At 65.2% G+C, this 25,674-nt stretch carries 22 protein-coding genes and 1 pseudogene; 16 read left to right on the forward strand and 7 right to left on the reverse strand.

Annotated features, from left to right (window positions below):
• Positions 1-357 precede the first annotated feature (357 nt).
• On the reverse strand, positions 358-1,077 hold the full coding sequence (locus ABZW16_RS07905; protein ID WP_354953396.1) for a GntR family transcriptional regulator: 720 nt from the start codon (positions 1,075-1,077) through the stop codon (positions 358-360).
• A gap of 109 nt (positions 1,078-1,186) precedes the next feature.
• Between ABZW16_RS07905 and ABZW16_RS07910 the strand changes: the two genes are divergently transcribed.
• Entirely contained in the window at positions 1,187-1,327 is a 141-nt protein-coding gene (locus tag ABZW16_RS07910) for a hypothetical protein (protein WP_354953398.1), read from the forward strand.
• 11 nt (positions 1,328-1,338) lie between these two features.
• Here the strand turns inward: ABZW16_RS07910 and ABZW16_RS07915 are convergent.
• A pseudogene (locus tag ABZW16_RS07915) lies at positions 1,339-1,572 on the reverse strand (IS3 family transposase); the annotation flags it as partial.
• A 570-nt stretch (positions 1,573-2,142) separates the two neighbouring features.
• Between ABZW16_RS07915 and ABZW16_RS07920 the strand changes: the two are divergent.
• Both ABZW16_RS07920 and ABZW16_RS07925 read left to right on the forward strand, forming a co-directional pair.
• Entirely contained in the window at positions 2,143-3,399 is a 1,257-nt protein-coding gene (locus tag ABZW16_RS07920; RefSeq protein WP_354953400.1) for an FAD-dependent oxidoreductase, read from the forward strand.
• A gap of 590 nt (positions 3,400-3,989) precedes the next feature.
• Positions 3,990-4,634: a dihydrofolate reductase family protein gene (locus tag ABZW16_RS07925; protein ID WP_354953402.1), complete on the forward strand. Its 645-nt coding sequence runs from the start codon at positions 3,990-3,992 to the stop codon at positions 4,632-4,634.
• 266 nt (positions 4,635-4,900) lie between these two features.
• Here the strand turns inward: ABZW16_RS07925 and ABZW16_RS07930 are convergent, their stop codons facing one another.
• Both ABZW16_RS07930 and ABZW16_RS07935 read right to left on the reverse strand, forming a co-directional pair.
• Complete coding sequence (locus ABZW16_RS07930; RefSeq protein ID WP_354953404.1) at positions 4,901-5,650, reverse strand: DUF2071 domain-containing protein; 750 nt, start codon at positions 5,648-5,650, stop codon at positions 4,901-4,903.
• Positions 5,651-5,661: 11 nt separating this feature from the next.
• Positions 5,662-6,000: a metalloregulator ArsR/SmtB family transcription factor gene (locus ABZW16_RS07935; RefSeq protein ID WP_354953406.1), complete on the reverse strand. Its 339-nt coding sequence runs from the start codon at positions 5,998-6,000 to the stop codon at positions 5,662-5,664.
• A gap of 272 nt (positions 6,001-6,272) precedes the next feature.
• On the opposite strand from ABZW16_RS07935, the gene ABZW16_RS07940 reads away from it, so the two are divergent.
• The 7 genes from ABZW16_RS07940 to ABZW16_RS07970 all read left to right on the forward strand — a co-directional run bounded on the left by ABZW16_RS07940 (position 6,273) and on the right by ABZW16_RS07970 (position 13,739).
• Positions 6,273-6,368, forward strand: coding sequence for a hypothetical protein (locus tag ABZW16_RS07940; protein ID WP_354953458.1), 96 nt, complete (start codon positions 6,273-6,275; stop codon positions 6,366-6,368).
• 65 nt (positions 6,369-6,433) lie between these two features.
• Entirely contained in the window at positions 6,434-6,760 is a 327-nt protein-coding gene (locus tag ABZW16_RS07945; protein WP_354953408.1) for a YciI family protein, read from the forward strand.
• A gap of 127 nt (positions 6,761-6,887) precedes the next feature.
• Positions 6,888-7,664, forward strand: a complete 777-nt coding sequence (locus ABZW16_RS07950) for an SDR family oxidoreductase (protein WP_354953410.1) — start codon at positions 6,888-6,890, stop codon at positions 7,662-7,664.
• 368 nt (positions 7,665-8,032) lie between these two features.
• Entirely contained in the window at positions 8,033-9,049 is a 1,017-nt protein-coding gene (locus tag ABZW16_RS07955; RefSeq protein WP_354953412.1) for an alpha/beta hydrolase family protein, read from the forward strand.
• Positions 9,050-9,206: 157 nt separating this feature from the next.
• Positions 9,207-10,034, forward strand: a complete 828-nt coding sequence (locus ABZW16_RS07960) for an FAD binding domain-containing protein (protein ID WP_354953414.1) — start codon at positions 9,207-9,209, stop codon at positions 10,032-10,034.
• On the forward strand, positions 10,031-12,787 hold the full coding sequence (locus tag ABZW16_RS07965) for a molybdopterin-dependent oxidoreductase (RefSeq protein WP_354953416.1): 2,757 nt from the start codon (positions 10,031-10,033) through the stop codon (positions 12,785-12,787). The genes ABZW16_RS07960 and ABZW16_RS07965 overlap by 4 nt, the downstream gene beginning before the upstream one ends.
• Positions 12,768-13,739, forward strand: a complete 972-nt coding sequence (locus tag ABZW16_RS07970) for an antibiotic biosynthesis monooxygenase (protein ID WP_354953418.1) — start codon at positions 12,768-12,770, stop codon at positions 13,737-13,739. The genes ABZW16_RS07965 and ABZW16_RS07970 overlap by 20 nt, the downstream gene beginning before the upstream one ends.
• A 5-nt stretch (positions 13,740-13,744) precedes the next feature.
• On the opposite strand, the gene ABZW16_RS07975 is transcribed toward ABZW16_RS07970, so the two are convergent.
• Together ABZW16_RS07975 and ABZW16_RS07980 are read right to left on the reverse strand one after the other, a co-directional pair.
• Positions 13,745-16,909 carry a multicopper oxidase domain-containing protein gene (locus tag ABZW16_RS07975; RefSeq protein WP_354953420.1) on the reverse strand — a complete coding sequence of 1,055 codons (3,165 nt, stop codon included), beginning with the start codon at positions 16,907-16,909 and terminating at the stop codon, positions 13,745-13,747.
• Between the two features lie 209 nt (positions 16,910-17,118).
• Complete coding sequence (locus tag ABZW16_RS07980; RefSeq protein ID WP_354953422.1) at positions 17,119-18,162, reverse strand: Lrp/AsnC family transcriptional regulator; 1,044 nt, start codon at positions 18,160-18,162, stop codon at positions 17,119-17,121.
• Between the two features lie 181 nt (positions 18,163-18,343).
• On the opposite strand from ABZW16_RS07980, the gene ABZW16_RS07985 reads away from it, so the two are divergent.
• The 6 genes from ABZW16_RS07985 to ABZW16_RS08010 all read left to right on the forward strand — a co-directional run bounded on the left by ABZW16_RS07985 (position 18,344) and on the right by ABZW16_RS08010 (position 24,775).
• Positions 18,344-19,768, forward strand: a complete 1,425-nt coding sequence (locus ABZW16_RS07985; RefSeq protein WP_354953424.1) for an MmgE/PrpD family protein — start codon at positions 18,344-18,346, stop codon at positions 19,766-19,768.
• Complete coding sequence (locus tag ABZW16_RS07990) at positions 19,765-20,634, forward strand: isocitrate lyase/PEP mutase family protein (protein WP_354953426.1); 870 nt, start codon at positions 19,765-19,767, stop codon at positions 20,632-20,634. Before ABZW16_RS07985 ends, ABZW16_RS07990 begins: the two co-directional genes overlap by 4 nt.
• Before the next feature lie 6 nt (positions 20,635-20,640).
• The gene (locus ABZW16_RS07995) at positions 20,641-21,888 is read left to right on the forward strand and encodes an aconitase/3-isopropylmalate dehydratase large subunit family protein (protein WP_354953428.1); all 1,248 of its coding nucleotides are present in this window, start codon (positions 20,641-20,643) and stop codon (positions 21,886-21,888) included.
• Positions 21,889-21,896: 8 nt separating this feature from the next.
• Entirely contained in the window at positions 21,897-22,442 is a 546-nt protein-coding gene (locus tag ABZW16_RS08000; protein WP_354953460.1) for a 3-isopropylmalate dehydratase, read from the forward strand.
• Positions 22,439-23,017, forward strand: a complete 579-nt coding sequence (locus tag ABZW16_RS08005) for a YbhB/YbcL family Raf kinase inhibitor-like protein (protein ID WP_354953430.1) — start codon at positions 22,439-22,441, stop codon at positions 23,015-23,017. The genes ABZW16_RS08000 and ABZW16_RS08005 overlap by 4 nt, the downstream gene beginning before the upstream one ends.
• A gap of 357 nt (positions 23,018-23,374) precedes the next feature.
• On the forward strand, positions 23,375-24,775 hold the full coding sequence (locus ABZW16_RS08010) for a lipase family protein (RefSeq protein WP_354953432.1): 1,401 nt from the start codon (positions 23,375-23,377) through the stop codon (positions 24,773-24,775).
• Between the two features lie 14 nt (positions 24,776-24,789).
• On the opposite strand, the gene ABZW16_RS08015 is transcribed toward ABZW16_RS08010, so the two are convergent.
• A complete protein-coding gene (locus tag ABZW16_RS08015; protein WP_354953434.1) occupies positions 24,790-25,521 on the reverse strand; it encodes a GNAT family N-acetyltransferase in 732 nt (243 codons plus the stop codon).
• Between the last annotated feature and the right edge of the window lie 153 nt (positions 25,522-25,674).

The raw sequence follows: 25,674 nt of genomic DNA on the forward strand, positions 1-25,674 counted from the left end.
CCCGGCGATGGGATCGGTGTTGTTGGCGAAGTTTTGCGCGAGCCCGGACAGTAGAGTGCCGGCGTCGCCAGTCAGCGCCGAGGCGGCGGTGGCGTCGAGGTCCGCCGCGAGAGGCAGGCAAGCGGTGAGTTGGAGCCTGGCTCCGATCGGATCTCCGGGGGTGAGTTTCTGTACTGCGCCAGGCGACCTCCTGGGCTTGGCCGACGACCCAGCCGCAGCGCCAGATGGACGCCCAAGCCTCGGCCTTCTCTACGGAGACCGGACGGGACGAGACAACACCCCGACCGAGAAACCGCTGCCATTCGATAAATCGACGGGTTCAGTATCGAGCCCGAGAATCGGGTCCACGTCTTCGGGTCAGTCAGCGAAGTAGTCGGGATGTTGCTCACGCAACATCGGACCGTAGCGGCGTACCCGGTTAACGTGTGCGCGGAGCAGTGTCTGGCCGCCCTCGATGTCACCGACCTCCAGCGAGTCGACGATCGCGGTGTGTTCGTCGATCAGCTCCCGTACCATGTCGGGTTCGGGAAGGCTCAGCCGGCGTAGCCGGTCGAGTTGGAGCTTGATCGGCTGCATCATCGTCCAGATGCCGCTGTGCCCGCTGAGCACGAAGATCTGCTGGTGCAGTGCTTCGTCCGCGGCGAAGAAGGCACTGAGGTCGTGGCTTGCGTGGCAGCGTTCCTGCTCGGTGATCAGTATCCGCATTGTGTTCACATCGCGGTCCGGGCGTTCACATGCGGCCGCGAAGGCGGCCAGTTCCAGGGCTTCGCGGACGAAGCGCGCTTCCTCCACGTCCTGTAACCGGATTCGCTCCACCCGCGTGCCCACCTGCGGCACGACGGACACCAACCCGTTGTCGACCAGGCGCGCGATTGCCTCACGCAGCGGCGTGCGGCTGACCTCCAACTGGGCGGACAGGTCGGTCTCGGACAGCGACGCGCCCGGCGGGATACGCAGGTTTCGAATGGCGGAAACCAACTCGTCATAGACCCGGTCGGATGTGCGGGCGCGGGCGCGTTCACGCCGGATGGGTGCTATCCGGGGTACGCCACCGGTGCTGAGTGGCCTGGTACTCACCCATCCATTCTCGCATGCTTGCGTACTTGTCCATGATTGGCCTGGCGCCCGGTCCCAGTGCGCGTTGCGCGGCGGTCCTCACGATCGAGTGGCCCGGCAGGTGCGCGGGATGACCAGCGAGAACGTGTGGCTGGCCGTGGTGCGAACGAAGCGTGGTGATCTATTCCCGCACCTACCGGTGCAGAGTGAGCGCGACCTCGGACTGGACACCCACGAAGTACCGCAGGCACCTGAAACGCCCCGCGCTTGATGCGCGCCCGGTTATCTGATTCCGGCGGGTTGCTGGGTCGGGGTGGGATAGTAGTCGGCTTCGAACTCGACCGGCGGCTTACGACCCAGGAGATGCATCAACCGGGAGCTGTTGAACCAGTCCATCCAATCCGAAGTGAGGAGTTCGGCATCGGCCAACCGATGGAGCGGGCCGCGGCGAAACGGTGAGCCGTCACCGACTGCTTCGGTCTGGTAGAGCCCAATCGTGGTCTCCGCCAACGCATTTAGTGTGTCCTGAAGGTGACAGGGAGGTCATGATGTAGAAGCGCGAATCTTGTTGTCGCTGTGCTGTTGTGGAGATGAAGGTGGGTCCTTCGGCATCGGTATGCAGGTGCAGGTGTAAAACCGTTCCGTGTTGCTGCGGTGAATGAGCCGTGGTGGTGAGTGTCGTGGGAAAGCCTTGCGTAACAAGGCAGGTGTGGGCCGAGAAGGCGAACGCAAGTGAACCACTGATGACGTGTCGTTAAGCCAACTGAGATCGAAACCGGGGCCTTAATACGGCAACTGCACTCAGGTAAGTGGGTGGCCGCGTCGCCGGTAGTGCGACAGTCGGGCTTGGTGTTGTCGGGGTCGTCGCCGGCGTGACCAGGCCCAGATGTGGTCGGCGGCGTGGGGTGGGGTGAGTACGAGCGCGATGAGCAGGCGGCGGATCTCCGGTAGCGTGAGAGCGATCATGCCTTCTTCGCTGTCGGTGAGTCCCCCTTTGCAGCAGCGGTTTTCGTGGCGACGAGCCAGGCCAGGGCGAGCATCGATAGGGTGATGTGGGCTTAAAATGACGATGTGCAGCGCGCTGCAGTGACCGATCCTTCGCGTGTCGTGGTTCTCGGGTCCGGGTTTGCGGGTCTGTGGGCGGCGCTCGCGGCGGCCCGGCGGCTCGACGAGCTCGGTGGGGCGGTCGGAACCGTCGATATCACGATGATCAGTTCCACGCCGTACCACGACATCCGCGTGCGCGACTATGAGACCGATCTGAGCACATCCCGCATCCCGCTGAGCCCACTTCTCGGTCCGGTCGGAATCAAGCACATTACCGGCGAAGTGACGGCGATCGATGCGCTGGCGCGGGTCGTGGAATCCACCGCGGGCGCGCACGGCTACGACCGGCTGGTGCTCGCGTTGGGCAGCCAGGTGGTCAAGCCCGATATTCCTGGTCTGCTCGAGTTCGGTTTCGACATCGACACCCATGACGCAGCGACCAGACTGCAGGCCCACCTGCGCCGGCTTGCCGAGGGCCCCGCTGACCAGGCGGCCGCGACAGTGGTCGTCGTCGGCGCAGGTTTGACGGGCATCGAAGCGGCGACCGAGCTGCCCGCAATGCTCGCTGACATCTTTGCCACGCGTGCCGTCACACCGCGGGTCATCCTGGTCGACCGCAACCCGGACGTCGGCTCGGACATGGGCGCATCGGCGCGACCGGTCATCGAGGCGGCGCTGGCCTACACCGGGATCGAGACCAAGTTGGGCGTCGGGGTCCTCGCCATCGACGAGCGCGGCGTGACGCTCTCCTCGGGTGAAGTGGTGACCGCCGCCACCGTCGTCTGGTGTGCCGGCATGCGGGCCAACCCGCTGACCGCCGACTTCGGGGTCGACCGTGACCGGCTGGGTCGACTCCCCGTCGACGACTATCTGCGGGTCTGCGGTGTGCCCGGGGTATTCGCCGCCGGTGACGTCGCCGCCGCGAAAATGGACGACGAGCATATGTCGGTAATGTCCTGCCAGCACAGCCGCCCGATGGGCCGATGGGCCGGATACAACGTCATCGGCGATCTTCTGGGCAAGCCCATGAAGCCGTTGCGGATCCCTTGGTATGTAACGGTTCTCGATCTGGGACCGGCAGGCGCGGTGTATACCGAGGGCTGGGACCGCCGCGTGGTCGCGTGCGGCGAGGAGGCTAAAGACACCAAGCGCGCCATCAACACCCGGCGTATCTATCCACCGTTGAACCGCGACCGCGATGCATTGCTGGCCGCCGCCGCGCCCGAACTACAGGCCGCGCCCGAGCACGGACCCGAGTCCGCCCATCGACGACGAATTGCGCTGATGGATACATAATCCGACGGAACGTGCCACAACTACTAGGGTTGGATGACTGACCCATTAGTTAAATTTCAGCAACATTCCGTACGCTCCACCGAAGCGGACCGTCGATGGCCGACTGCGGGGAATATGACTTCGCCATTCTCGTTCGGATTGGTGCTTCTCCAGTCGCTGGAGGCTGGCTTTACATGCTCTTTATGGCCATTTCTTCGGTCATGTCCAGCCCCGGCCAACGCTATCCGCAGCGGTTCGCGCAGTCGTTGCGCACCCGCTTCGAGTCGATCCGTGACGGCGCGGTTACCGGAGTAGACGCGGTGGGCTTCCTCGATGATGCTGTCCACTTTGGCAATCGGCGCGCTCATATCGGCGCCCGGATCAACTGTTCCAGCTGCGTTGAAGCATCACCCAGCAGGGTTGTGTCCATACCGAATATCATTGCGCCGCCGAATCCGCAGCGCAGGCCTATGCCGCCATTGGAAAGTTGCTGGTCGTTCCGGCGCCGCTTGCGCCTCGAGCGTCCAGTTGTCATGAGCAACTGGTTGCGTCATGGGATCAGTTCAGGTAGGTTCCAAACTGATTGCATATTGCAATCAGAAAGGGTTTCGATGACACAGTTGGTCCGAGTTCAGAACTTCAATGTGTCCAGTGACGGATACGGTTCGGGGGAGGGGCAAAGCTTCGAGCGTCCGTTCGGCCACGCCGATCCGAGTGCGTTCTTCTCCTGGGCGGGCGCCACCGCGCATTGGCCCACCCGGACCGACCCGGGGGGAACCTACGGCTTCGACGACTACTGCACGCGCGACTTTCACAACAACATCGGCGCGGAGATCATGGGGCGCAATAAATTCGGTCCGCAGCGGGGGCCATGGGAGAACTACGACTGGCAGGGATGGTGGGGTGACGAACCTCCGTTCCGCACACCCGTGTTCGTCCTAACCCACCACGTGCGGCCCTCATTCACGCTGGGGGACACCACCTTCCACTTCCTGGACGCGTCTCCCAAGGACGCCCTGGCGCAGGCATTCGAAGCCGCCGAAGGCAAGGACGTGCGGATCGGCGGCGGGGTCGCCACGGTCCGGGAGTTCCTCGAGGCCGACCTGATCGACGCGATGCATATCGCCGTCTCGCCGGTCGAACTCGGTCGTGGCGAAAGACTCTGGACCAGTCCCGACGAACTCGTCGACCGTTTCCACCTGGAGCAGATTCCGAGCCCGAGCGGGGTGGTGCATCACTTCTTCTGGCGAAAGTGAGGGCCGGGCCGCGCATCGGTCGGGTTCGACGTGGCGATGAACCGACCCGGTCGAGCGTCGCCCCGTTGGCGGGGTGTCGTTAACGATCGTGTCACCAGGTACATGAGCGCTCTCGAAACGCGGTCGAGGGAGGTTGGCGCGGTGTAGTTTTCGCGCGTAATGAGGGAGCTCGACCAGGATGACCTGTACCGGCCCGCGGCCGGGGAGAGCGATCTGTGGCCGGGTTGCGGCCGGCGATGACGCGCCCGATCACTGGTAGAGGGGTGTTATTCCTGGCGTGCGCTATTCCCTACAGTCGCGGAGCCGGCAACGACTCGCAGAGGCGGTAGGGGGCGCCAGGTCACCGGCACCCCGCGCATCAGCAAGGCGCAGTCGAGCACCGCGCTGCCTGGCGGGAACCGGTTCTGGTCGTCGAAGACCGTGGACCGAACCGAGCGGACGTCGACCGGCTCGACGTGCCATGAGTCCGTTCGGAGTTCGAGCCCGTCGAGGCATTGACCGCCACGCGTGGCCGAGAATCCGGCCGAGCCGCATCGAAAGAAGTCCGATGCCTGCGCCAGATCGGCGAACAGTTCGCTTCCCTGGAACCGCTCGGCGGTCCGGACATCCACGCTCACGGAGATCGTCTCGTCCTGACTGGCGAAGGCTACATGCAGGTCCTCCGCCGTCTCCCGCACGTCGAACCGCGCCAAACTGTGCTCACCCGGAAACAGTCGGCCACCGGCAAGGACATTGATCACCGAGCCGCTGTCGCGACGCGAGATGTACACACCGGCCGAGCGTCCCTGCGGACCATCCCACTCAACCGCGATGCGATGCGCCGCGTTCTCGCTGCGCAGCCCGACCCAGCCGGGTAGCCAACTGGGCCGGAACTGTCCGAGGCGGATCAGGCAGATGCCGGCGACCGCCCAACCGTCAACCAATTGAGGTCGCATCGGCGGCGGCACCAAGCTCGCGGCGGCCTCAGGGTCGACTCGGTAGTTCACAAGAAGACGGCGCTCAACGACGCTGGACATCCGCGGCGGTCTCATTCGGCACCCCTGTTCTTCGTGGTTCGCAGTCTGCGCTGTCTGACGATGACCTGTTCCGGGCAGATCGCGCTCAGGAACCTGCCGACACACAACGCCAGTCGTTCCTCGACAAGCGAGTAGAAGATCCGATTGGCGGCTCGTCGCTCTCGGACGAGCCCAGCTGCCTTGAGTACGCCCAGATGCCGGGAGATCGAAGGACCACTGATCGGAAACCTCGCGGCAATATCGCCCGCGGTCAACTCGCCGGAGCGGAGGTCCTCCAGGATCTGCCGGCGCGTCGAGTCGGCCAGCGCGCGGAACACGCCGGCTTCCTCGTCAGGGTCGACCTCGGTCATGTTAGCAATTTAGCACTGTAGCTAAATAGCGAACAAACCTGATGGGATTCCGGCCGCCGAGCGACTGCCGCAATTCGGCGGTGAGCTTGCCGCAAGCGCGCAGCCGATCCGAGTCACTGGGTGCCCACCGTCGTGCAGAACGTGGGTGAGCCGCACAAGTGCTGGCGGGCAAGGAGATTCACCGGAAACCAGTATCACCAACGGTCGAATGCTGAATCGAATGCAATTCCGCACGTTTGCGTTGGGAGTTGATCGCCGAGCAGTACGACCAGATGGTGAAGTACGCGACCGCGATCCGCACCGGTACCGCATCGACGGAGGCGATGCGTTCCGGGGGATCGATGCAACCATTGGATGGGCGTCGCTGAGGGCTTTCCGGTGGCGACCCGGTACGCGAAGCCGCGGTCGCACCTCAGAACCGAGGAGGCTGAAAATGTGGTACCTGACGTTGCACCGATGGCTTGGCGATCGAGACACGGCGACCGACCGCAGCCTCGACGATCACCTGGCCTGGATGCGCGAGCAGCAACTGGCCGGCAAGGTGTTGTTTTCCGGCCCGAGCCTCGACGGCGAACTCGGGATCATCGTCTTCGGTCACATGTCCAGGGCCGAACTCGATGACCTGTGCCGCCAAGAACCCTTCGTCGCCCGCGGATATCGCGGTTTCGAAGTAATCCCATGGGAAGTCCACCAGCTCCTTGGGATCGGCGGTTTCGACGTCGAGACGCTTACCGCGATGACCCGTTTCGAGCGAACGTAGGAATAGACACCGAAGCGTGTCCGCCGCACGTGACAGATATCTGGGCCCCTTAGCCTTATATGCGCAGATCGTCCTGCACTCGAGCCGAATCATCACTTGTCCGAACGATTTCGTTGAGGAGTGAACCATGAGCGATTCTCCACGTCTGGCCGGCAAGCGGGCACTGGTTACTGGTGGCGGACGCGGCATCGGGGCCGCGATCGCGCGTCGGCTGGCCGCCGAAGGTGCCGCGGTCGCGGTCAACTACGTCTCGAACCAGTCGTCCGCAGACGCGCTCGTCGCCGAGTTGACCGACAAGGGCTACCAGGCAGTGGCATTGCGCGCCGACGTCAGCGACCCCGACCAGACCCGAGTGCTGGTCGATCAGGTGGTCGCGGCGTTCGGCGGGCTGGACATCTTGGCCAGCAACGCGGGCATCGAGCATTTCGGAGCGTTGGAGTCGATCACGCCCGCAGACTTCGAACGAGTGTTTCGCACTAATGTGGCCGGCCAGCTGTTTGCCACTCAGGCAGCAGTGACGGCAATGACCGACGGTGGGCGCATCCTGCTCACCTCGTCGATCAGCGCACGCATCAGTGTCTACCAGCACACCTTGTATGCGGCCAGCAAGGCGGCGGTCTCGGCGATGGTACTGAACCTGGCGCCCGAACTGGCCGAGCGCGGCATCGCGATCAACGCGATCGCCCCGGGTGGCACCGCCACCGACATGGCTGCCGAAGCGGCGAGCCGCTACATCCCGCCGGCGCTGCGTGACGCGCCCGCCGAGGCGGTGATCAAATCGATGACCGCGCTCGGGCGCCTGGCCGAACCCCATGAAATCGCCGCGGTCGCTGCGTTCATACTCTCTCCCGACGCCTCCTACCTCACCGGCACCACAGTCGAGGTAGCCGGCGGCCTGCGATAATCGTGCGTGCTGAGACCGGGAATTATCGAGGAGTCAGGGAACCTCCCTCATCGTCCTCGGCGACGCGGGTCCGACCCGCTGGATTCGAGTATCGCGGGCCGCTACCTGGCCGAACAGCGCTTCATGTACCTGGTGACACGGTCGTTAACGGCACCCCAGGGTGAAGCTGCCCCTTCGTAGACAACAACGCGCAACCTCCTGTTCGTCAGGGAGTGTGAGACTCGCGGCCGCGCAGCCGACGAGTTATTCGCCGTGCCGCGCGACGGATTCAGTTGTCGGAAAGTGGCCGCCGCTGTGCGATATCGGCAGTGGCGTAGGAAAAGCAGGGCTCAGAGTTGCGATACCGCTCGTTTTTGCGCAGTGCGGCAATGGTGTTAGCGGCGGGCGTATTCGGTACGACGCTGTCATCGACACCGTTCACACCATCGGGAGCGGCGGAGCCGGGCGTCAGTGTGCCCGATGGGGCACATACCTCGCCGGATGGTTCGCGGATCGTGGATACCCGGGTCATCGATGCTCGGCATCTCGTTCTCACCGTCTTCTCGGCGGCGATGAACAGCGAATTCACCGTGGAGGTACAGCGCCCGGCCGATATCTCCGCGCCGCGTCCGGTCCTGTATCTGCTCAGCGGCGGTAGCGGCGGGAAGGGGCAGGCGTCGTGGGACGGGCTGACCAGCGCAACCGACTTGCTGCACGATAAGAACGTCAATGTGGTACAGCCCGTCGGTGGTGCCGCGTCCTACTATGCGGACTGGCGAGCGCCGGATCCTCGACTGGGCGTCATGAAATGGAAGACGTATCTGACCGAGGAGTTGCCTCCGCTCATCGATGCCGCTCTCGGTACCAACGGGATCAATGCGATTGCGGGCGTGTCGATGTCGGGTACCTCGGTACTGCAATTGCCGATCGCGAAACCCGGCCTGTACCGAGCGGTGGCGGCCTACAGCGGATGCGCGCAGATAGCCGATGCTGTCGGCCAGTCCTATGTCCGTATCACGGTGGCCTATGGCGGTGGCGATGCCGTGAATATGTACGGCCCACCCGACGATCCGATGTGGGGCGCCAACGATCCGTACCTGAATGCGGCCGGGCTGCGTGGCATCAGCCTGTATCTGTCGAGTGGGAACGGACTGCCCGGCCCCTATGACAAGGCCGGTGATCGGCATCTGGTCGGGGGTGGAGCCGCGCTGGCGAACCAGATCCTGGTCGGCGGCGTCATCGAGGCCGCGGTGGAGCAGTGCACACGCAATATGGCCGCCCGGTTGGCGGATCTGGATATCCCCGCGACCGTCGAGCTGCGTCCGTACGGCACCCATTCCTGGGGCTACTGGGGTGATGAACTGAGGGCGTCCTGGCCGGTACTGGCGCAGGGGCTGGGATTGTAGGCATATGGGCTGATCAGCGCCATGGCCCTCGTCGAGTCGGGTACGTTGACGTGCAAGCGAGTACATGAACGGCGATGCCCCCGAGAGGGCGGATTCGTGGCGCGACGAACTCGGCGGGCGATCGGCAGCACGGCACCTTCTCCGAAGGAGCGGCGCTATGGATCTCAATACGATCACCGATATCGTTCGGCGACCCGCCGACCGACCGGGCGCGGACTGGCGCGACGGTGACGCGTGGCTGGCCGGAGGAACGTGGTTGTTCTCGACCGAGCAGCCGGAACTGCGCCGTCTGATCGATCTCACCGCACTCGGCTGGGACAGCCTGGTGCCCAATGCCGACGGCCTCGAGATCGGCGCGACATGCACCATCGCCGAGCTGAATGCCTTTGCGCCGCCGAGTGACCGGCCCGCCAGCGCGCTGTTCCGCACCTGCTGCGAGGCGCTCCTGTCCTCGTTCAAGGTCTGGAACGCGGCGACAGTGGGCGGCAATATCTGCATGTCGCTGCCCGCGGGCCCGATGATCACACTGACGGTCGCGCTCGAAGCCACGTACACCCTGTGGGCTGCCGATGGTGGCGAACGCACGATCGATGCCGCCGACTTTGTCATCGGCGACCGCCGCAATGTCCTCGCGCCCGGCGAGATCCTGCGGCGCGTCGATATCCCGGTCGTCGCGCTGCGCAAGCGTTACGCGTATCGGCGCTTCTCTCTGACGCGGCTGGGCCGCTCGACGCTGTTCATGATCGCCACCCGGTCGCCGGGAACCGCGGACCTGTTGCTCACCATCACCGCGGGCACCACCCGTCCGGTGCGCTTGGCATTCGACAGCATGCCCGACGCCGCGGCGCTGCGGCAGCGCATCGACGCCCTACCCGATGACCTGTGGTTCGGCGATGCGAACGGCACCCCCGACCACCGCCACCACCTGGCGAGGCACTTCGCCGAGGAGATCCGCGTCGAGCTCACCGAAGGCGGCTCCGCATGACGTACACCGTGAACGGAAACACCTTCGAAGACGAGCCGAATCCCGGTCAATGTCTGCGCACGTTCCTGCGCTCGCTCGGCATGCACGGTGTCAAGAAGGGGTGCGACGCGGGCGATTGCGGCGCCTGCACGGTCTGGCTCGACGGGCATCCCGTGCACAGTTGCATCACGCCCGCATTCCGCGCCGAGGGACGTGCGGTCACCACGATCGAGGGTCTCGGCTCGCCTGCGAATCTGCATCCGATGCAGCGGCAGTTCCGTGACGCTCCCGGCTTCCAGTGCGGCTTCTGCACCGCGGGCATGATCATGACCAGCGTGGCGCTCACCGACGCCCAGAAACAAGATCTGGCGCGTGCGCTGAAGGGAAATCTCTGCCGCTGTACCGGCTACCGGGCGATCGAAGACGCGGTGCGCGGTGTCGTCGGGATCGAGGTCGCGCTGTCGGGCCGAGCCGTCGGCACCAGCGTCGGTGCTCCGGCGGGCACCGAGGTGGTGACCGGGCGTGCGGAATTCACCATGGACACCGCGATCGAGGGCATGCTGCATCTGAAGGTGCTGCGCTCGCCGCACGCCCATGCCCGCATCGTATCGATCGACACCACCGCGGCGCTCGCGGTTGCGGGTGTGCATCGCGTGTACACCTGGGAGGACGTGCCGCGCAAGCGGTTCACGACCGCGATCCACACCGATCACCTGGTCGATCCCAGCGACACCTACATCCTCGACAATGTGGTGCGCTTCGTCGGTCAGCGGGTGGTCGCGGTCGTTGCCGACACCGTCGGGGCGGCGGAAGCGGGTTGTCGCGCGGTGATCGTCGAATACGAGGTGCTGCCCGCGGTTTTCGATCCGGAAGCGGCGATGGCCGACGGCGCGCCCCAGCTGCACGGCTCGCACGACCCGTTCGTGCGGGATCCCGAGCACAATATTCTGCTCGAGATCCACGGGCACGTCGGTGCTGTCGAGGCGGGATTCGCCGAGGCCGATGTGATCCACGAGGGCACCTATTCTTCGCCGCGCGTACAGCATGCGCATCTCGAGACGCATGGATCGATCGCCTGGCTCGAAGACGGCCGACTGCACGTTCGGACCAGCTCCCAATCCCCGTCGATCGCCAAGGGCAAGCTCGGTTATCTGTTCGACCTGCGTCCCGATCAGCTCCGCGTGTTCTGTCGGCGGGTCGGCGGCGCGTTCGGCGGTAAGCAGGAGGTCATCACCGAGGATCTGGCCGCACTCGCCGCATTGGACACCGGTCGGCCGGTGTGTTTCGAGTTCACCCGCGAAGAGGAGTTCACGACGGCGTCGCCGCGGCATCCGATGTCGATGACGGTCAAGCTCGGTGCGCGCGCCGACGGCACGCTGACCGCGATCCAGGTCCGCAATGTGTCGAATACCGGTGCATATGGAAACCACGGCGGCGAAACGCTGTTCGCCGGTGGCGCCGCCGTCGCGATCTATCGCTGCCCCAACAAGAAATTCGACGGCTATTCGGTCTATACGAACACCGTGCCCAGCGGTGCGCTGCGCGGCTACGGCATGACCCAGCCCGCGTTCGCAATGGAATCCGCCATGCACGAGCTGGCGGTCGCACTCGATATGGATCCGCTCGAGCTGCGGCGGCGTAATATCGTGCGCCCCGGTGATGCGCTCGTGGCATTCGACGACGGCCCGGACGATGTCATGTTCCGCGAGGAGGGCCTCGGGCGCTGCATTGATCTCGTCGACGACGCGCTGCGGCGCAATACCGCCGAACCGCCACCGGGCGACGGGTGGCTCATCGGCATCGGCACCGCCAGTTCACTGCACGAGACCGCGCCACCGACCGACCACCTCTCCGAGGCCTGGCTGACCCTCGGCGACGACGGCATCTATGAACTCGCCGTCGGCACTGTCGAATTCGGCGAGGGCACCCCGACCGCACATGTACAGATCGCGGCCGATCAGCTCGGCACCACGCCATCACGGGTGCGTCTGGTGCAATCCGATACCGACCGAACCGGATTCGATACCGGCGCATTCGCCAGCGCCGGACTATTCGTCGCCGGGAACGCGGTGCTGCGGGCCGCCGATGCCTTACGCGATCGCATCCTGTTTGTGGCGGCCGCACATATGGGCGTCGATATCGCTTCGTGCGCGATCGACGACACCGGGGTCAGCTGTGGTGGCCGCCAGCTGTCACTATCGGAGCTGATCGATGTGGCGCACCGGCGCGGCATTCGATTGACGGAGGCGCGCAAGGCATTCGGATCGCCGCGCAGTGTCGTCTTCAACTCCCACGGATTTCGCATCGCGGTGCACCGGATGACCGGTGAGATCCGCATCCTCTACAGCGTGCACGCCGCCGATGCCGGTGTCCTCATCAACCCGGCCCAGGTGCGGGGCCAGATCGAGGGCGGCGTCGCGCAGGGCATCGGTTTCGCGCTGACCGAGAACTTCCACGTCGACACGAACGGCGTCATGGTCAACCCGAATCTGCGCAACTACCGCATCCCGACCTACGCCGATATTCCCCGCACCGAAGTACTGATGGTCGACTCCGCCGATTCCGTCGGGCCGATGCACTCGAAAGGGATAGCGGAGTGCTGCGTCAACCCGGTCGCGCCCGCGCTGGCCAATGCGCTGGAGAACGCGACGGGGATCCGATACCGCGCGCTGCCGCTGACTCCCGAGCGCATCTACCGGCGACTCATTGCGAACGCGCCGGTTCCGACGCGAGCCGATCCGTCAGGAGAGGGCGATGGACGCCGGGAAAGGTAGCGGCAGTGCGGCGACGGTCATTATCGGCCAGCGGGTGCGCCCGGGTTTCGAGAAAGATTTCCGGATCTGGCAGGAGCAGTTGAATGCGGCAGCCTCGGGTCACGTCGGATTCCTCGGCGCGGAGATCGCCGCTCCCACTGCAGTGCAGCGGGAGTGGATCGTGGTCTACCGCTTCGACTCGGTTGGTCATCTACAGGACTGGATAAACAGCGCCACCCGTCAGGAATTCCTGGACCGCGGCCAGCAATACTTCGACGGTCCCGCCACTCAGCAGGTCATCAGCGGCGGTGCGCGGCCCGTCGATCCCCTCGTGACGGTGGTCGTTACCCATCGCGTGGCGCCCGACAGCGTCGCGGATTTCCTTGCGTGGCAGGCACATCTGAGCCGGGAGGAGGCGAAGTTCGAAGGCTTTCGCGGTACCGAGCTCTTCCGCCCCATCGATGGTGTGCAGGACGAGTGGACCGCGCTCTACCGCTTCGATACCGCGGCGAATCTGGCCACCTGGCTCACCTCGAAGCGGCGCCAGGAACTTCTCACCGAGGGCGAGAAGTTCAGCGACTTCGAATTGCGCACCATCGAGAACTCGTTCGGCAGCTGGTTCGCTTTCGACGAGAACGGACGTGACATTCCGGGTCCGTCCGATACCAAGACCGCCCTCGCGGTGTGGGTCGGCCTCTACCCGACGGTCGTGCTGCTCACCCTCGCATTGTCACCGTTGCACATGCCGCTCTGGCTGGGGTTGCTCATCGGCAATCTGCTGTCCAGCTTCGTGATGAGTTTCTTGACGATGCCGTATTACGTGAACCGGTTGCTGCGGCGGTGGCTATGGCCGCCTCCGGATGCTCCCGCTGCCAAGACGAATCGCGAGGGCATCGTTATCGTCGCCGCCATCATGCTGGTGTGGGCTGTCATTTTCTACGTGGTGACAACCCAACTCTGGACATTGCCCTGACCCGGCTATCGGCCGCCGAGCGGCGCGGGTCCGGCCGGTGCGGGAATCGCGGTCAATAGCGTCGATGTCAGGGTTGTGGCCGGTGGGTCGGCGCGGCCGAGTCCGAACTTGCGGACCTCGGCCCCGGTGCCCGCCTGCCCACTGACGAGCAGATCCGCACCGGAGGTCGTGCTGGTGGTCCCCACTCGCACCCCGATACCAGCAGGTCCGTCGGCGAACGGGACGAACGATGTGACCTCGCGGAACGCGATCGGGCCCGCATGGTGGTTCGGGCTCTCGGTGTACATCGCGGGCTGCCCGTCGAGACGCGATCCGCTCGACCACACGCGCACCGTGCCCGCGCCGCCGAGCATGCCGGTGACAATGCTCTGCGCCCCGCCCTCGGCACCGGCCACCCATCCCGTCGAGAGCGAGACACCGTCCCGGTAGCTCTGGTCGAAGGCCAGGAATTCCGAGGTCATCATCGGGTCACCGGAATGTCCGGCCTCCGGCGTGCCTTTCGCCGCGGCGGTCGGCGGGTACAGGTCATAGCGGAAGGTCTTCACCCGCGGGGCGTCTCCCGGCCCCGGCGCCGTCACAATGCTGGCCCGGCCGGAGGCGCTGTCGACCATCCCGGTCGCAATGGTGACTCCGGTCGTCGATCCGGGATACGGTGTGAAACTCGAAAACTGCTCGGGCGCTTTGTCGCGCCCACCGGGCAAGGTCGAGGAGAAGATCTTCACCCGGGATTCGATGCCGGGACCCGAGCCGACGATGATGTTGTCGGCCGACGCATTGCCCTCGATATCGGCGCCCGCGACATTGACGCCGCCGCGGAAGTCGGGCCCGAACGGTGCGAAGCGAGTCAGTTCGGCGCTGAAGGGCGCGGCGCCAGCGCCGTTGTAGGCCACTACTTCCGAGGCCACTCCCGCACCGGTACCGGCCACCAGGTCGAGCACTCCGTCGCCGTTGACATCGGCCATGGCAACCGTCGGTGTGCCCTCGAATGACGGGAACGGCGTGACCGTCGCGACCGGCCGGTCGCCATTGCCGTCGTAGACCCGCACGGTTGCGGGCATGCCAGGGGAACCCGCGATCGCCACCGCATAGGTCGATACCGCGGGGATGACATTGACGAGCGCCATCAGGCCGTTGTCTTCGTGATTGAGGCGATGGCAGTGGATCACGAAGGTGCCGGTGTACTCGGTGAACCGCATGCGCATTGTCACCGAAGCGGGCACGAGCGGATTCTCGTACTCGTCGGTCACGGGGGCGGGCACATTGACGTTGTCCTCAGCCCACATCTGCACGCCGGTCCTGGAATTCGCCACCGGATCGACGATCTCCATCACCTGCATATCGTTCACGTGGATGTGCATCGGGTGCTCGTCGTTGTTCAGGTTCGTGAACAGCCACTCCTCGACCGAGTCGAGTCGCGGCTGCAGCAGCGGGATATTCGGGAAGGTGTTGTCGTCGAACTCGTAGGTGAACGCTTTGGGATCGCTGCTGCTGGCCTTGTCATTGCCGAATCCGCCTGTGACGGTGAGCTTTCGGCGCACATCGGGGGTACCGACCGAGGCGTCCACGAAGGAGGTGTATGCGTCGAGCTGCTGGCCGGGCACGAACGGCGTGGTCTGTCCGGTGCCCTTGTCGGGCCGGACCTGGAGCAGCTTCTGAGTGGGGAAGGTGAAGAAGCCGTCTTCATAGCTGATGACCGAGGGGTCTACGGTGATCGTTCCCAAGACGGCGGGTGGGTTGTCGGTGCCGTTATTTGTATAGAGCACACCGGGATTCGTGACGGGGCGGGCTCCCGGCACAGGGGGCATCTCGAGGATGAGATTGCCGGTCTTCGGCATCGTCACCGCGATCGCGTACCGCGACGCGGGCGGGATGACGAGACGGGTGCCGTCGCCGTCGACCGGCAGGTGGACCTCGGGGAAGGGGACGCCGTCCTGGCCGACGATCGCGAATTTCGGATGGCTGCCCGTTGCCGTCTCGGTGAGCGTGACCGGCAGGTAGGCGAAGTCGCTGATATTGGCCAGGACCCAGATCTCGGTCTGCCCCGGCTTCAGCCGCAGGGCGGGCTGGAACTGTCCGTTGATCGTGAACTGCACATCGCGCTGGTTGTCCGGCAGGTTCGGGTCGGCCGGGATCGAGATGGGCGGCTGGGTCGTCGGATCGCTGGTGAAGCTCTGCAGGCTGGTCGGTACGAATTGGTTCTGCCCGCGATGGTTGGCGGGCGATAGCGGTCCGGTGTGCCAGTTGGTGACATATCGCGAGCCGATGGTCGTCTGCGCGAAGTTCACCGGGGCCAGACTCGGCCGGTACGTGCCGTCGGCGAGTTGTGTTCCCTCTGGTGGCCGCAGTGTGCTCACAAATTGCGGCCAGTTCGGATCGTTCAACTCGTGGCCGGTGCCTTTGCGGTCGAAGACGAAGTTGTACTGCAGTGCCATGGTGCGGATCGGAATGTTGTTGCGCGTCACCAGCGGCAGATTGCCGTCGGGTCGTCCGATTTCCAGTAGGCCCGCCAGGCCCTTGTAGGTCTGCTGAGCCGTGACCGTATGGCGATGGCTGTGGTACCAGTACAGGCCGTTCGGCATGCTCTGTGGTACTGCGAAGTCGTAGACATTGCCCTTGCCCGCCGGGATATCGAGCAGGACGTTGTCGGCGTTGCCATTGGGGCTCACGTGCAGCCCGTGGGTGTGCAGGTTCAGCGGCGAGGAGGTGAGGGCGGGCGGGTAGATCGGTACATCCCCGCCGGCCGGGGTGAAAGCGGGGTTGTAATAGTCCCTGATCGTCAGATCGCGCAGATCGTTGTCGAAGTGCACGATCAAACGCTCACCCGGTTCGACGTGCAGTGTCGGGGCCGGATAGCCGTTGTCGCCCTTGGTCGATCCGTCCGAGGCGGTGCCTCTGATCAGTTCGTAACCGAAGACCAGGAAGTTCGAGACCGGTTTCGAAACCGTGTCGAGGGCAACGGTGCCCTGGTGCGCCGACAGTCGCACTTCCAGCACGCCGTCCTTGCTCGCGAGTTCGACCGGCTCCCGATAGGCGACCGGGGCGGCATTGGGGCCAGCATTGCTACCGCCCGATGGTTTGGACCGATCGGACGTGCATGCCGCGATCAACAGTGCGATCGACGCGGCGACCGCCACGACCGCGACAATTGGATTCCTGCGATGGGTGACCATGGGGATTCCCGCTCCACGAGGGCGACTGGGCTCCAAAGCATCGATCGACGATCCAAAGACTACTCAGGATCAATGATCGGGGTCTGGAACACACGGGTTGAATACCGACCGGTCGGCCCCGACGACATCTGGTGACGCGTTGATCCAGGCAGGGCGTGCCGCCCGCGCTGCGCCGGCGACGATTGGCCGCGCGACTGCAGAGCGCTACGTCAGGATGTCGACCCACTGACCGACGCCCAGGGATCGACCGGCACCACTCCGATGGCATGGCCTGCACTGTCGAGCAGTCGACCCCAGGATTTGCATGCCCGCAATACGAGTCGCTGGTCGACGATGACGGCGTCGGGCAGCGTGTGGCGTATTCGTTCGAGGACTTCGGTCAGGCCACCGACCTGGTGGACCTGAGCCATCAGCATCAGGTTGGCGGATCCGACGGTGGAAAGGCAGATGCGGGTCTGCGGCCATCCGGCGATCTCGGCGCCAGCGGCGACCAGTTGGTGGTGTGGTACCGACAACCAGAGCACGAACTCGGTCGGCCAGCCGCCCTCGCCGCGCGTGAAATCGGTTCGGAATCCCAGCATTCCGCGACGGACCAGCGAATCGAGCCGTCGGCGCACCAGATGTTCGGAGGTATCGAGTTCGCGTGCGAGGTCGCGGAATCGGGCGCGACCGTCACGCTGCAGGGCGAGGAAGAGGTCGCGGTCTTCGGACTCGAGGGTGCGGTTGCGGGTGGTGCGTCGGCGATTGTCATCGGGCTCTGCAACCGACTGTTGCTGGTCGGTATCCATCGCACCCAGTCGCCAGTGGATCCCGCTGTACCACTCCATGCCGATGTGGGACTGGGCTCTCGCGATGCCGGGAATGCGGGGTAGGTGCTCGAGCAGGAGCGTGCTCAGGGCCGGCGTGGTTTCGGCCAGCACCAGCGTGTGCAGGTCGAAGGCGCCGTCGGTGGCGTACACACTGACGACTTGGGGAACGGCTGCCAACTCGTGCGCGACGTCGAGAATGCAGCCTGGTTGTGCTTGCACCTCGTACACCGCCGCGGTCAGCGCCACCCCTGGTCCGGGTACCGATGAAACCCAGGCGCGGCCCGATTCGGTCAACCGCTGCCAGCGGCGGGCCGCGGTGACCGGCGAGATCCCCAGTACCGGCCCGAGTCGCTCGAAGCTGGCCCTCGGGTTGGCGTGCAGGGCATCCAGCAGCATGACGTCGACCTCATCGACGCCGCGCTGTGCCGGTCGTTCCGCGGTCACCGCAGGCTCCGCTCCGGTGTCGAGAAGGTGGCGGCACCGAGGACACCACATCGATCCCGAGATGTGTTGATTACCCACGCCATCTGAGCAGTGTGTGGATGTTTCATTAGCAGCCTCCCATAGCCCGTGGAGTTTCCTTCAGTTTCGGAGCCGAATGTTGCGATTGCCGTTCACTGGGCGCATGAGCGAATCGACTACTTCAGGTGTCACGGTCGCGCTGGCGAACTGGGTCGAGCAACTGACCCTCGACGCGATTCCCGAGCGGGTTCAGGTCCGTGCGAAACACCTGATGCTCGACGGTGTGGCCTGCGGTCTGGTCGGTGCCCAGTTGCCGTGGTCGCGGATTGCCGCCCGGTCGGTCCTCGACCTGGAAGGGGCCGGGGACGCGATGGTCATCGGTACCGGCACGACCACGAGCGGACCTGCTGCTGTGCTGCTCAACAGCACTTTCATCCAGGGCTTCGAACTCGACGACTTCCATCCACTCGCGCCGCTGCACAACAATTCGCTGATCCTGCCGGTGCTGTTGGCGACTGCACAGCACCTCGACGGCGTGTCTGGCGCGGCGGCCCTGGTGGCCGCGATCGCCGGATTCGAAATCGGACCACGCGTCGGCCTGGCCCTGCACGGCGCGCAGATGCTGTCGCGAGGCTGGCACAGCGGACCGGTCTTCGGCACCCACACCGCGGCGATGACGGCTGGCAAATTGCGTGGCCTCGGGGCCGAGCAGTTGGAGGACGCACTCGGTATGGCGGGCACCCAGTCGGCGGGGCTGATGGCGGCCCAGTACGAGGCGATGTCCAAGCGGATGCAGCACGGATTCGCCGCTCGCAACGGTTACTATGCCGCCGGGCTGGCCGCGGGCGGTTACACCGGAATCAAGCAGGTCTTCGACCGCCAGTACGGCGGCTACCTCGCCGTCTTCGGTGCGGGACACGATCCCGAACCGGCGCAGGTGATCGCGGGACTCGGCGCGGGCTGGCATACCGAATTCGTCATGGTCAAGTCCTACGCCGCCCAGGGCGGCCTGCACGGCACCATCCAGGCCGCACTCGAGCTGCGCGCCGAATACGGCATCGATCCGAAAGCCGTCTCGCACATCGAGATTCGCGTCGGTCACACCGTGTATCACCACGGGTGGTGGCAGCCCGAGCGTCCATTGACCGCGATCGGCGCGCAGATGAATCTCGGATACGCCGCCGCGGTGGCCCTGCTCGACGGTCAGGTCCTGCCGCCGCAGTTCACCGATGCGCGTCTGGCCGCCGACGACGTGTGGGACCTGCTCGACAAGGTCGAGGTGAAGCTGGACGAGAACATCCAGAACGGGCCGCTGCGAGAGCGTTTCGCGACGGAGCTGTCGATCACCCTCGCCGACGGCACAGTGCTGGAGAAGCGGATCGTGCAACCGCACGGCGGTCCCGACGATCCGGTCACCAATGACGATGTCATCGCCAAGTACCGTGCCCTCGTCGGCCCATTGCTGGCGGCCTCGCGATTGGATGCGATCCAGCGGGCGGTACTGAACCTCGACCAACTCACCGACATCCGCGAACTGGCCGATCTCCTTGCCGCGCCGGTCCAAGGCGCCCTGGACGGCAACCGATGACCGCCGCGCGAGCCCGCCTGCGGGCCGCTATTGCCGCTGACGACGTCGTAGTCGCGCCGGGAGTTTTTGACGGCCTTTCCGCATCCCTGGTGCGCCGCATCGGATTTACCGCCGCCTACCTGACCGGCGCTGGCGTTGCGGCTGCCGGATACGGACTGCCCGATATCGGGTTGCTGACCCAGACCGAGATGGTCGAACGCGCCCGGATGCTGGTGCGCACGCTCGGCGATATCCCGTTGATCGCCGACGCCGACACCGGATACGGTGCCCCGCTCAATGTCGTGCGCACCGTGCGGGAATACGAGGCGGCCGGTGTGGCCGCGATCCAGTTGGAGGATCAGGCCTTTCCCAAGAAGTGTGGGCATCTGCCGGATAAGGAACTCATCGACACCGGCGAGTTCGTCAGCAAACTCGCCGCTGCTCTCGATGCCCGCACCGACCCCGATTTCGTGGTGATCGCGCGCACCGACGCGCGCGGCCCACTCGGCATCGACGCCGCGATCGAACGCGCCAATGTGTACGCCGACGCCGGTGCCGACATCCTGTTCGTCGAGGCTCCACAAGGAGTCGAGGAGATCGAGCGCATCGCCCGAGAAGTCGCGGCACCGTTGCTGATCAATCTCGTTATCGGCGGTTTGACCCCGATCGAATCCACCGCACGACTTCGCGAGCTCGGGTACGCGATCGCCATCCACCCGTCGTTGCCGCTGGGCGCGGCGGCCTACGCCATGCTCACCGGTCTCGCCGAACTCGCCGGACGTGACCCCGCGCCGCTGCTGCCATCGAAGCCCGCCGAATTCTTCGATCTCGTCGGGCTGGCCGAGTGGTCGGAACTCGGCGAGCGCTACCGCACCGAAGGAGTGTGAAAACCCATGGGCATGACCATGATCGAGAATCTGCTCGCCCGCAGAGCGGGCGTGGAACAGGTCGCGCCGGGCGATATCGTCACCGTCGATGTCGACATGTGCGTCATGATCGATCTGCAATTCGCGACGCTGTGGATTCCGCCCAGCCGCATCCATGACCCGGACAAGGTCGCGGTGATCATGGATCACGCGGTGCCTGCCCCCACGCTCAAAGATGCCGAGGGCGGGCCGAAGGCGCGAAAGTTCGTCTCCGACTTCGGCATCCAGAGGTTCTTCGACGTGGGCCGGCACGGCATCTGCCACCAGGTGATCGCCGAAAACGGACTGGCCAGGCCGGGCGAGGTGCTGGCGTGCACCGATTCGCACACCTGCGCAGGCGGGGCCTATAACACCGCCGCACGGGGTCTTGGACCTGCCGAGCTCTACTCCATCCTTTGCACCGGCAGCACCTGGTTCCAGGTGGCACCCACCGTCCGGTACGAATTCGATGGCGTGCTGCCCAAAGAAATCAGCGGCAAAGACGTATTCCTCTACATCGCCGACACCTACGGCGACGCCACCAACCAGAACCTCGAATTCGGCGGCCCCGGCCTGTCGAGCGTGCCCCTCAACGACCGGCGAACCATCGCCACCCAAGCCGCCGAAATATCGGCCGACTTCGCCACCTTCGGCGTCGACGAACTGCTCCGGGACTTCCTGACCGACCGCGGCGTTCACGATTACCAACCCGCCGACGCCGACCCTGATGCCAGCTACCTCGATGTCCGCACCGTCGACCTGTCCGCCCTCGAGCCCTACATCGCCCGGCCGGGCACGGTCAGCCACAACGGATTACCGGTGTCCAGGATCGAAACACGAAGGATAGATCAGGCATTCATCGGCTCCTGCGCCAATGGTCAGCTCGACGATCTGCGCATCGCCGCGGAGATCCTGCGCGGCAGAACCGTCGCCCCCGGGGTGCGGTTACTCGTCACGCCCGCCTCCCAGACGGTCTACCGAGACGCGATGCGACTGGGCTACCTACAGGACATCGCCGACGCTGGTGGCGTCGTCACCAATTCCACCTGCGGCGCCTGTTTCGGCTACCACATGGGTGTTGTCGGCCCGGGCGAGGTGTGCCTGACCTCGAGCACCCGCAATTTCACCGGCCGCATGGGCAGTACCGAAGCCGAGATCTATATGGCCGCTCCGGCGACCGTTGCCGCCTCGGCCGTCACCGGCTACATCACCGATCCACGGAGCATCACCGCATGAACACCACCATTACCGGACGGGTCTGGGTTTTCGGCGAATCCATCGACACCGACGCCATGTATCCCGCCTTCGCGATGAAACTCGACATTCCCGAAGCCGCGAAGCATGTCTTCTACCAAATCCGGCCCGGCTGGACCGATCTCGTCGAGCCCGGCGATATCGTCATCGCGGGCAAGAACTTCGGGGTCGGATCGTCGCGCCCCGTCGCGGCACTGTTCCGCCACCTCGGCGTCGCCGCACTCATCGCCGAGGACTTCAACTCGCTGTTCTTCCGCAATGCCGTCAACGCAGGCCTGCCCGCACTCGCCGCCCCCGGGGTGACCGACCTGTTCGACGATGGCGATCAGGGCAGCTTCGACATCGCCACCGGCGAATTCTGCAACGAGATCAGCGGTGCGGACGGACACACCGTGCCCCTACCACCACTGATCCTGGAAATCCTCGCCAGCGGTGGCGTGCTCGCCCGCCTGGCCGAACAGGGATATCTGCCCATCGAACTGCGCGATGTCCTGCGGTCCGGTGCGATCCCCGTCGACAGTGGATCAGGCGCATGATCGGCCGTCTGCTGCGCCCCGTGCGCGCGGGACTCGGCAGTACCGCCTGGCACCACCCGGCCGCCAAGGGCGCACCAGAAACCATTACGGTGACCAGTGACGCCTTCGGGGACAACGCCGCCATACCGCGCCGCTACGCGGGAGACGGTGTGGGAGACAACATCTCACCACCACTGCAGTGGTCGAACATTCCGCCTGACGCAGTGGAGCTGATCCTCATTATCGAAGACCCCGATGTCCCGTTGCCGCGGCCGATCGTGCACGGACTGGTCACCGGCGTCGACCCGCATACGATGGGCATTCCCGAAGGTGGACTCGAAATCGATTCGGCCGCAGCGACTTCCACTGCGGGCGATCCGATGATGCGGATCGGATTCGGTGCGTTCAAACGCCGCGGCTATGCCGGGCCACGACCGATCCCCGGCCATGGCCCACACCGCTACATTTTTCAGATGTTTGCCCTCGACCAACCCAGCGGACTCGGCGTCGACGCGACCCGAACGAGCATGCTGTCCGCGATCGATGGACACGTTATCGCCCGAGGCAAGCTGACCGGGACGTACGAACGCGACTGATCTGTGCGGCCAACCCTACGTTCGGTCGACGTATGCGGGACGGAGGATTTCGATCGGGGTTTGCGGCCCGGGACACCCGGTGCATGTCGACAAGAATGTGCTCGCGGGTTGCCTTCGCGCGATCCTGGGACGGACGGCGGCGCTGACCGACCTCCTTCGGCCCCTCCTACCTGCGGTTACAATAACCGAGCCTCGCTCATTTTATCGTCTGCGTACCCGTGGGTTTCGGCTTCGTGCCGGAGCCACACCGAAGACAGCCTCGACCGTGAGAAGTTCGAACCGCGCTGAGTGCGGTTCCGGTGCGACATAGTCTGGCCGCTCAAGGGGCGGCCTCGGATTCCGGAGGAGCAGATCGAAATGTCGAAACTCCGAGCGGTTGTTGTCGTTGCGGCCATGGTGGGCTGCTCACTATTGGTCGGCCCGGTGCCCGCATCAGCCGGCCCCGGTATTTCCGAACACCCGCAACCGCCGACGCAGCCAGCTGGTTCGGTGCCGTCCGAGCTACAGCAGTGGATCGATGCCACCATTCCGGCCCCATCGTTCGCGCCGGCGCCATCACCGCTGACGCGCGCATTGCCCGCCGAACTCGCCGCATTGTGGCAGGCGGTGCGGTCCGCGCCGTCGGGGGATCCGATCTTCGACGAATGGCCGAGTGGTCTCGATGCACTCGCCCCTGGCGATACCGTCGAATGGCGTGATGTGACCGCGGCTTCCGCGCTGCTGGTGACGGAGCCGATCAGCCGGGCGGTGCTGCTGAAGTTCCGGACGACGGACGCCTCGGGCAGGCCGTCCTTCGGTACCGCGACATTGATGATTCCCGCCGCCGCGTGGACCGGTCCGGGGGAGCAGCCGGTGCTGGTGAGTGCATTGCCGATCAATTCGCTCGGGCTCAACTGCACGACGAGCTATGCGATGGCGCACGGGTTGCGCAACAATTTGTTTGGGGATGATCTGTTCCCGCCGACCACCGCATGGGCGATCAGCCGTGGCTATGCGGTGCTCATTCCCGATCACGAAGGTCCGTGGATGGTGTACGCGGAACCGAAGGTCGCCGGGCATGTGGTGCTCGATGCCATTCGGGCGGTGCGCAATCTGTTTCCAGCGGAGTTCGAGGGCAGCCGTTTCGCCGTTGGCGGGTATTCCGGCGGCGCGATCGCATCGTATGCGGCCGCGATGCTGCTCGACGAGTATGCACCGGAATTGGCCGGTGTGGTGGTCGGAGCGGCCATGGGGGGACTGGTGACGGACTATCGAATGGTCGCACATCGCTTCGATGGCAGCTCCGAATCCGGCATTCTGTTGGCCGTCGCGCTGGCGATGGGCCGCGAATACCCGGAGATTCTCGAGCATATGAATCACTTGGCACAGTGGGTGGCATCCTCGCCGATCAAGGACACCTGCGGTGACAGCAACGGCCCGCTCGGCGTGGTCGGCATCCCGATCGAGGTCGCGGCCGATATCGCCGACCCACTCGACAGTGATATCGCCGACGCGATCTTCGCGCGGACCGACCTGACAAACCGGAAATCCGGTGTCCCGCTTTACATTTACCACGCCGCCACCGACTTCTGGATCCCCTTCGAGAACGGCTACAACCTCTACCGCGACCAATGCGCCCGCGGCGTCCCCGCGGTACACCGCACCGAGCCCGGCGAGCACATCATCGCCCTGTTCACCGGCTTCCCCGGCGAGATCGGCTGGCTCGACGGACGACTGCGCGGCGAACCCGCCCCGAACGAATGCCGCGCGGGTTCCTGAGCGGAAGTCGACGGCTAGTTCGGAGTCGGGCCAATGGGTGATGGTGCTTGCACGATCGTCAGCGGCGAGCGTTTGCGCAGGGTGAATCCGAGCGTTTCGTACAAACTGATCGCTGTCGCATTATGGGCGACGGCATGCAGGAACGGTGTCTCGCCGCGGGCACAGATGCCATCGCCAACCGCGCGGATCAGGCGTGAGGCGAATCCGCGGCCGCGGAATTCGGCATCGGTGCAGACCGCGCTGATCTCGGTCCAGCCCGGCGGATGCAGGCGTTCACCTGCCATCGCCACAAGTCGGCCGTCCACTCGCAGGCCAAGGTAGGTGCCCATTTCGATGGTGCGCGGCGCGTATGGGCCCGGTTCGGTGCGGGCGATCAGGTCGAGGATTTCGGGCACATCCTCCGTGGTGAGGGCGTCGAGTTCGGGGTCATGGGCCACGCGCAGCGCAGTGCCGTCCATTTGCACCGAGCCGAATTCGCTCAGCACCGCCCAGCCCTCCGGCGGCACGTGGCCGTGGCCGCGCAGCGCGGTGCTGCCGCCCGGGCCGAGCAGGGTGGCCAGATCGGCCCAATCCTGATCGTCGAGTACCGGCGGATGCCCGACGAATCTGGCGACTTCCGGGTCGTAGCGGCCGATGCGGCCCACCCAACTGGCGAACCGGTGGTGCTCGCCCCACAGCGACGCCCGCACCGGGTCGTCGAGCGGGTGCAGTGAGGTATCGATGTCGATGGTCGACTCGGTGGTCATCGCGCATTCCTCCGCAAGAGGGTCCGACCGGAGAACCTTAGCGAGGCACACGACCGCTGGGACCGGTTGCGCTCATCGCAATTCATATCCGGTGGCGGCCTTCGAATCCGCTCGCGCGCAGGGTATTTCCCAGCGCTCGAGCTGATCTCAACC

This window comes from Nocardia sp. NPDC004604, from assembly GCF_040609795.1.
Classification (GTDB): Bacteria; Actinomycetota; Actinomycetes; order Mycobacteriales; family Mycobacteriaceae; genus Nocardia.

Excerpts from the sequence above, each read along its gene's own strand:
- ABZW16_RS07975 (WP_354953420.1), bottom strand. The coding sequence starts at position 16,909 with ATGGTCACCCATCGCAGGAATCCAATTGTCGCGGTCGTGGCGGTCGCC.
- ABZW16_RS07930 (WP_354953404.1), bottom strand. The coding sequence starts at position 5,650 with ATGTCCAGCGTCGTTGAGCGCCGTCTTCTTGTGAACTACCGAGTCGAC.
- ABZW16_RS07965 (WP_354953416.1), top strand. The coding sequence starts at position 10,031 with ATGACGTACACCGTGAACGGAAACACCTTCGAAGACGAGCCGAATCCC.
- ABZW16_RS08010 (WP_354953432.1), top strand. The coding sequence starts at position 23,375 with ATGTCGAAACTCCGAGCGGTTGTTGTCGTTGCGGCCATGGTGGGCTGC.
- ABZW16_RS07935 (WP_354953406.1), bottom strand. The coding sequence starts at position 6,000 with ATGACCGAGGTCGACCCTGACGAGGAAGCCGGCGTGTTCCGCGCGCTG.
- ABZW16_RS07940 (WP_354953458.1), top strand. The coding sequence starts at position 6,273 with ATGGTGAAGTACGCGACCGCGATCCGCACCGGTACCGCATCGACGGAG.
- ABZW16_RS08005 (WP_354953430.1), top strand. The coding sequence starts at position 22,439 with ATGATCGGCCGTCTGCTGCGCCCCGTGCGCGCGGGACTCGGCAGTACC.
- ABZW16_RS07970 (WP_354953418.1), top strand. The coding sequence starts at position 12,768 with ATGGACGCCGGGAAAGGTAGCGGCAGTGCGGCGACGGTCATTATCGGC.
- ABZW16_RS07910 (WP_354953398.1), top strand. The coding sequence starts at position 1,187 with ATGACCAGCGAGAACGTGTGGCTGGCCGTGGTGCGAACGAAGCGTGGT.
- ABZW16_RS08015 (WP_354953434.1), bottom strand. The coding sequence starts at position 25,521 with ATGACCACCGAGTCGACCATCGACATCGATACCTCACTGCACCCGCTC.
- ABZW16_RS07990 (WP_354953426.1), top strand. The coding sequence starts at position 19,765 with ATGACCGCCGCGCGAGCCCGCCTGCGGGCCGCTATTGCCGCTGACGAC.
- ABZW16_RS07945 (WP_354953408.1), top strand. The coding sequence starts at position 6,434 with ATGTGGTACCTGACGTTGCACCGATGGCTTGGCGATCGAGACACGGCG.
- ABZW16_RS07985 (WP_354953424.1), top strand. The coding sequence starts at position 18,344 with ATGAGCGAATCGACTACTTCAGGTGTCACGGTCGCGCTGGCGAACTGG.
- ABZW16_RS07925 (WP_354953402.1), top strand. The coding sequence starts at position 3,990 with ATGACACAGTTGGTCCGAGTTCAGAACTTCAATGTGTCCAGTGACGGA.
- ABZW16_RS07950 (WP_354953410.1), top strand. The coding sequence starts at position 6,888 with ATGAGCGATTCTCCACGTCTGGCCGGCAAGCGGGCACTGGTTACTGGT.
- ABZW16_RS07995 (WP_354953428.1), top strand. The coding sequence starts at position 20,641 with ATGGGCATGACCATGATCGAGAATCTGCTCGCCCGCAGAGCGGGCGTG.
- ABZW16_RS07960 (WP_354953414.1), top strand. The coding sequence starts at position 9,207 with ATGGATCTCAATACGATCACCGATATCGTTCGGCGACCCGCCGACCGA.
- ABZW16_RS07955 (WP_354953412.1), top strand. The coding sequence starts at position 8,033 with ATGGTGTTAGCGGCGGGCGTATTCGGTACGACGCTGTCATCGACACCG.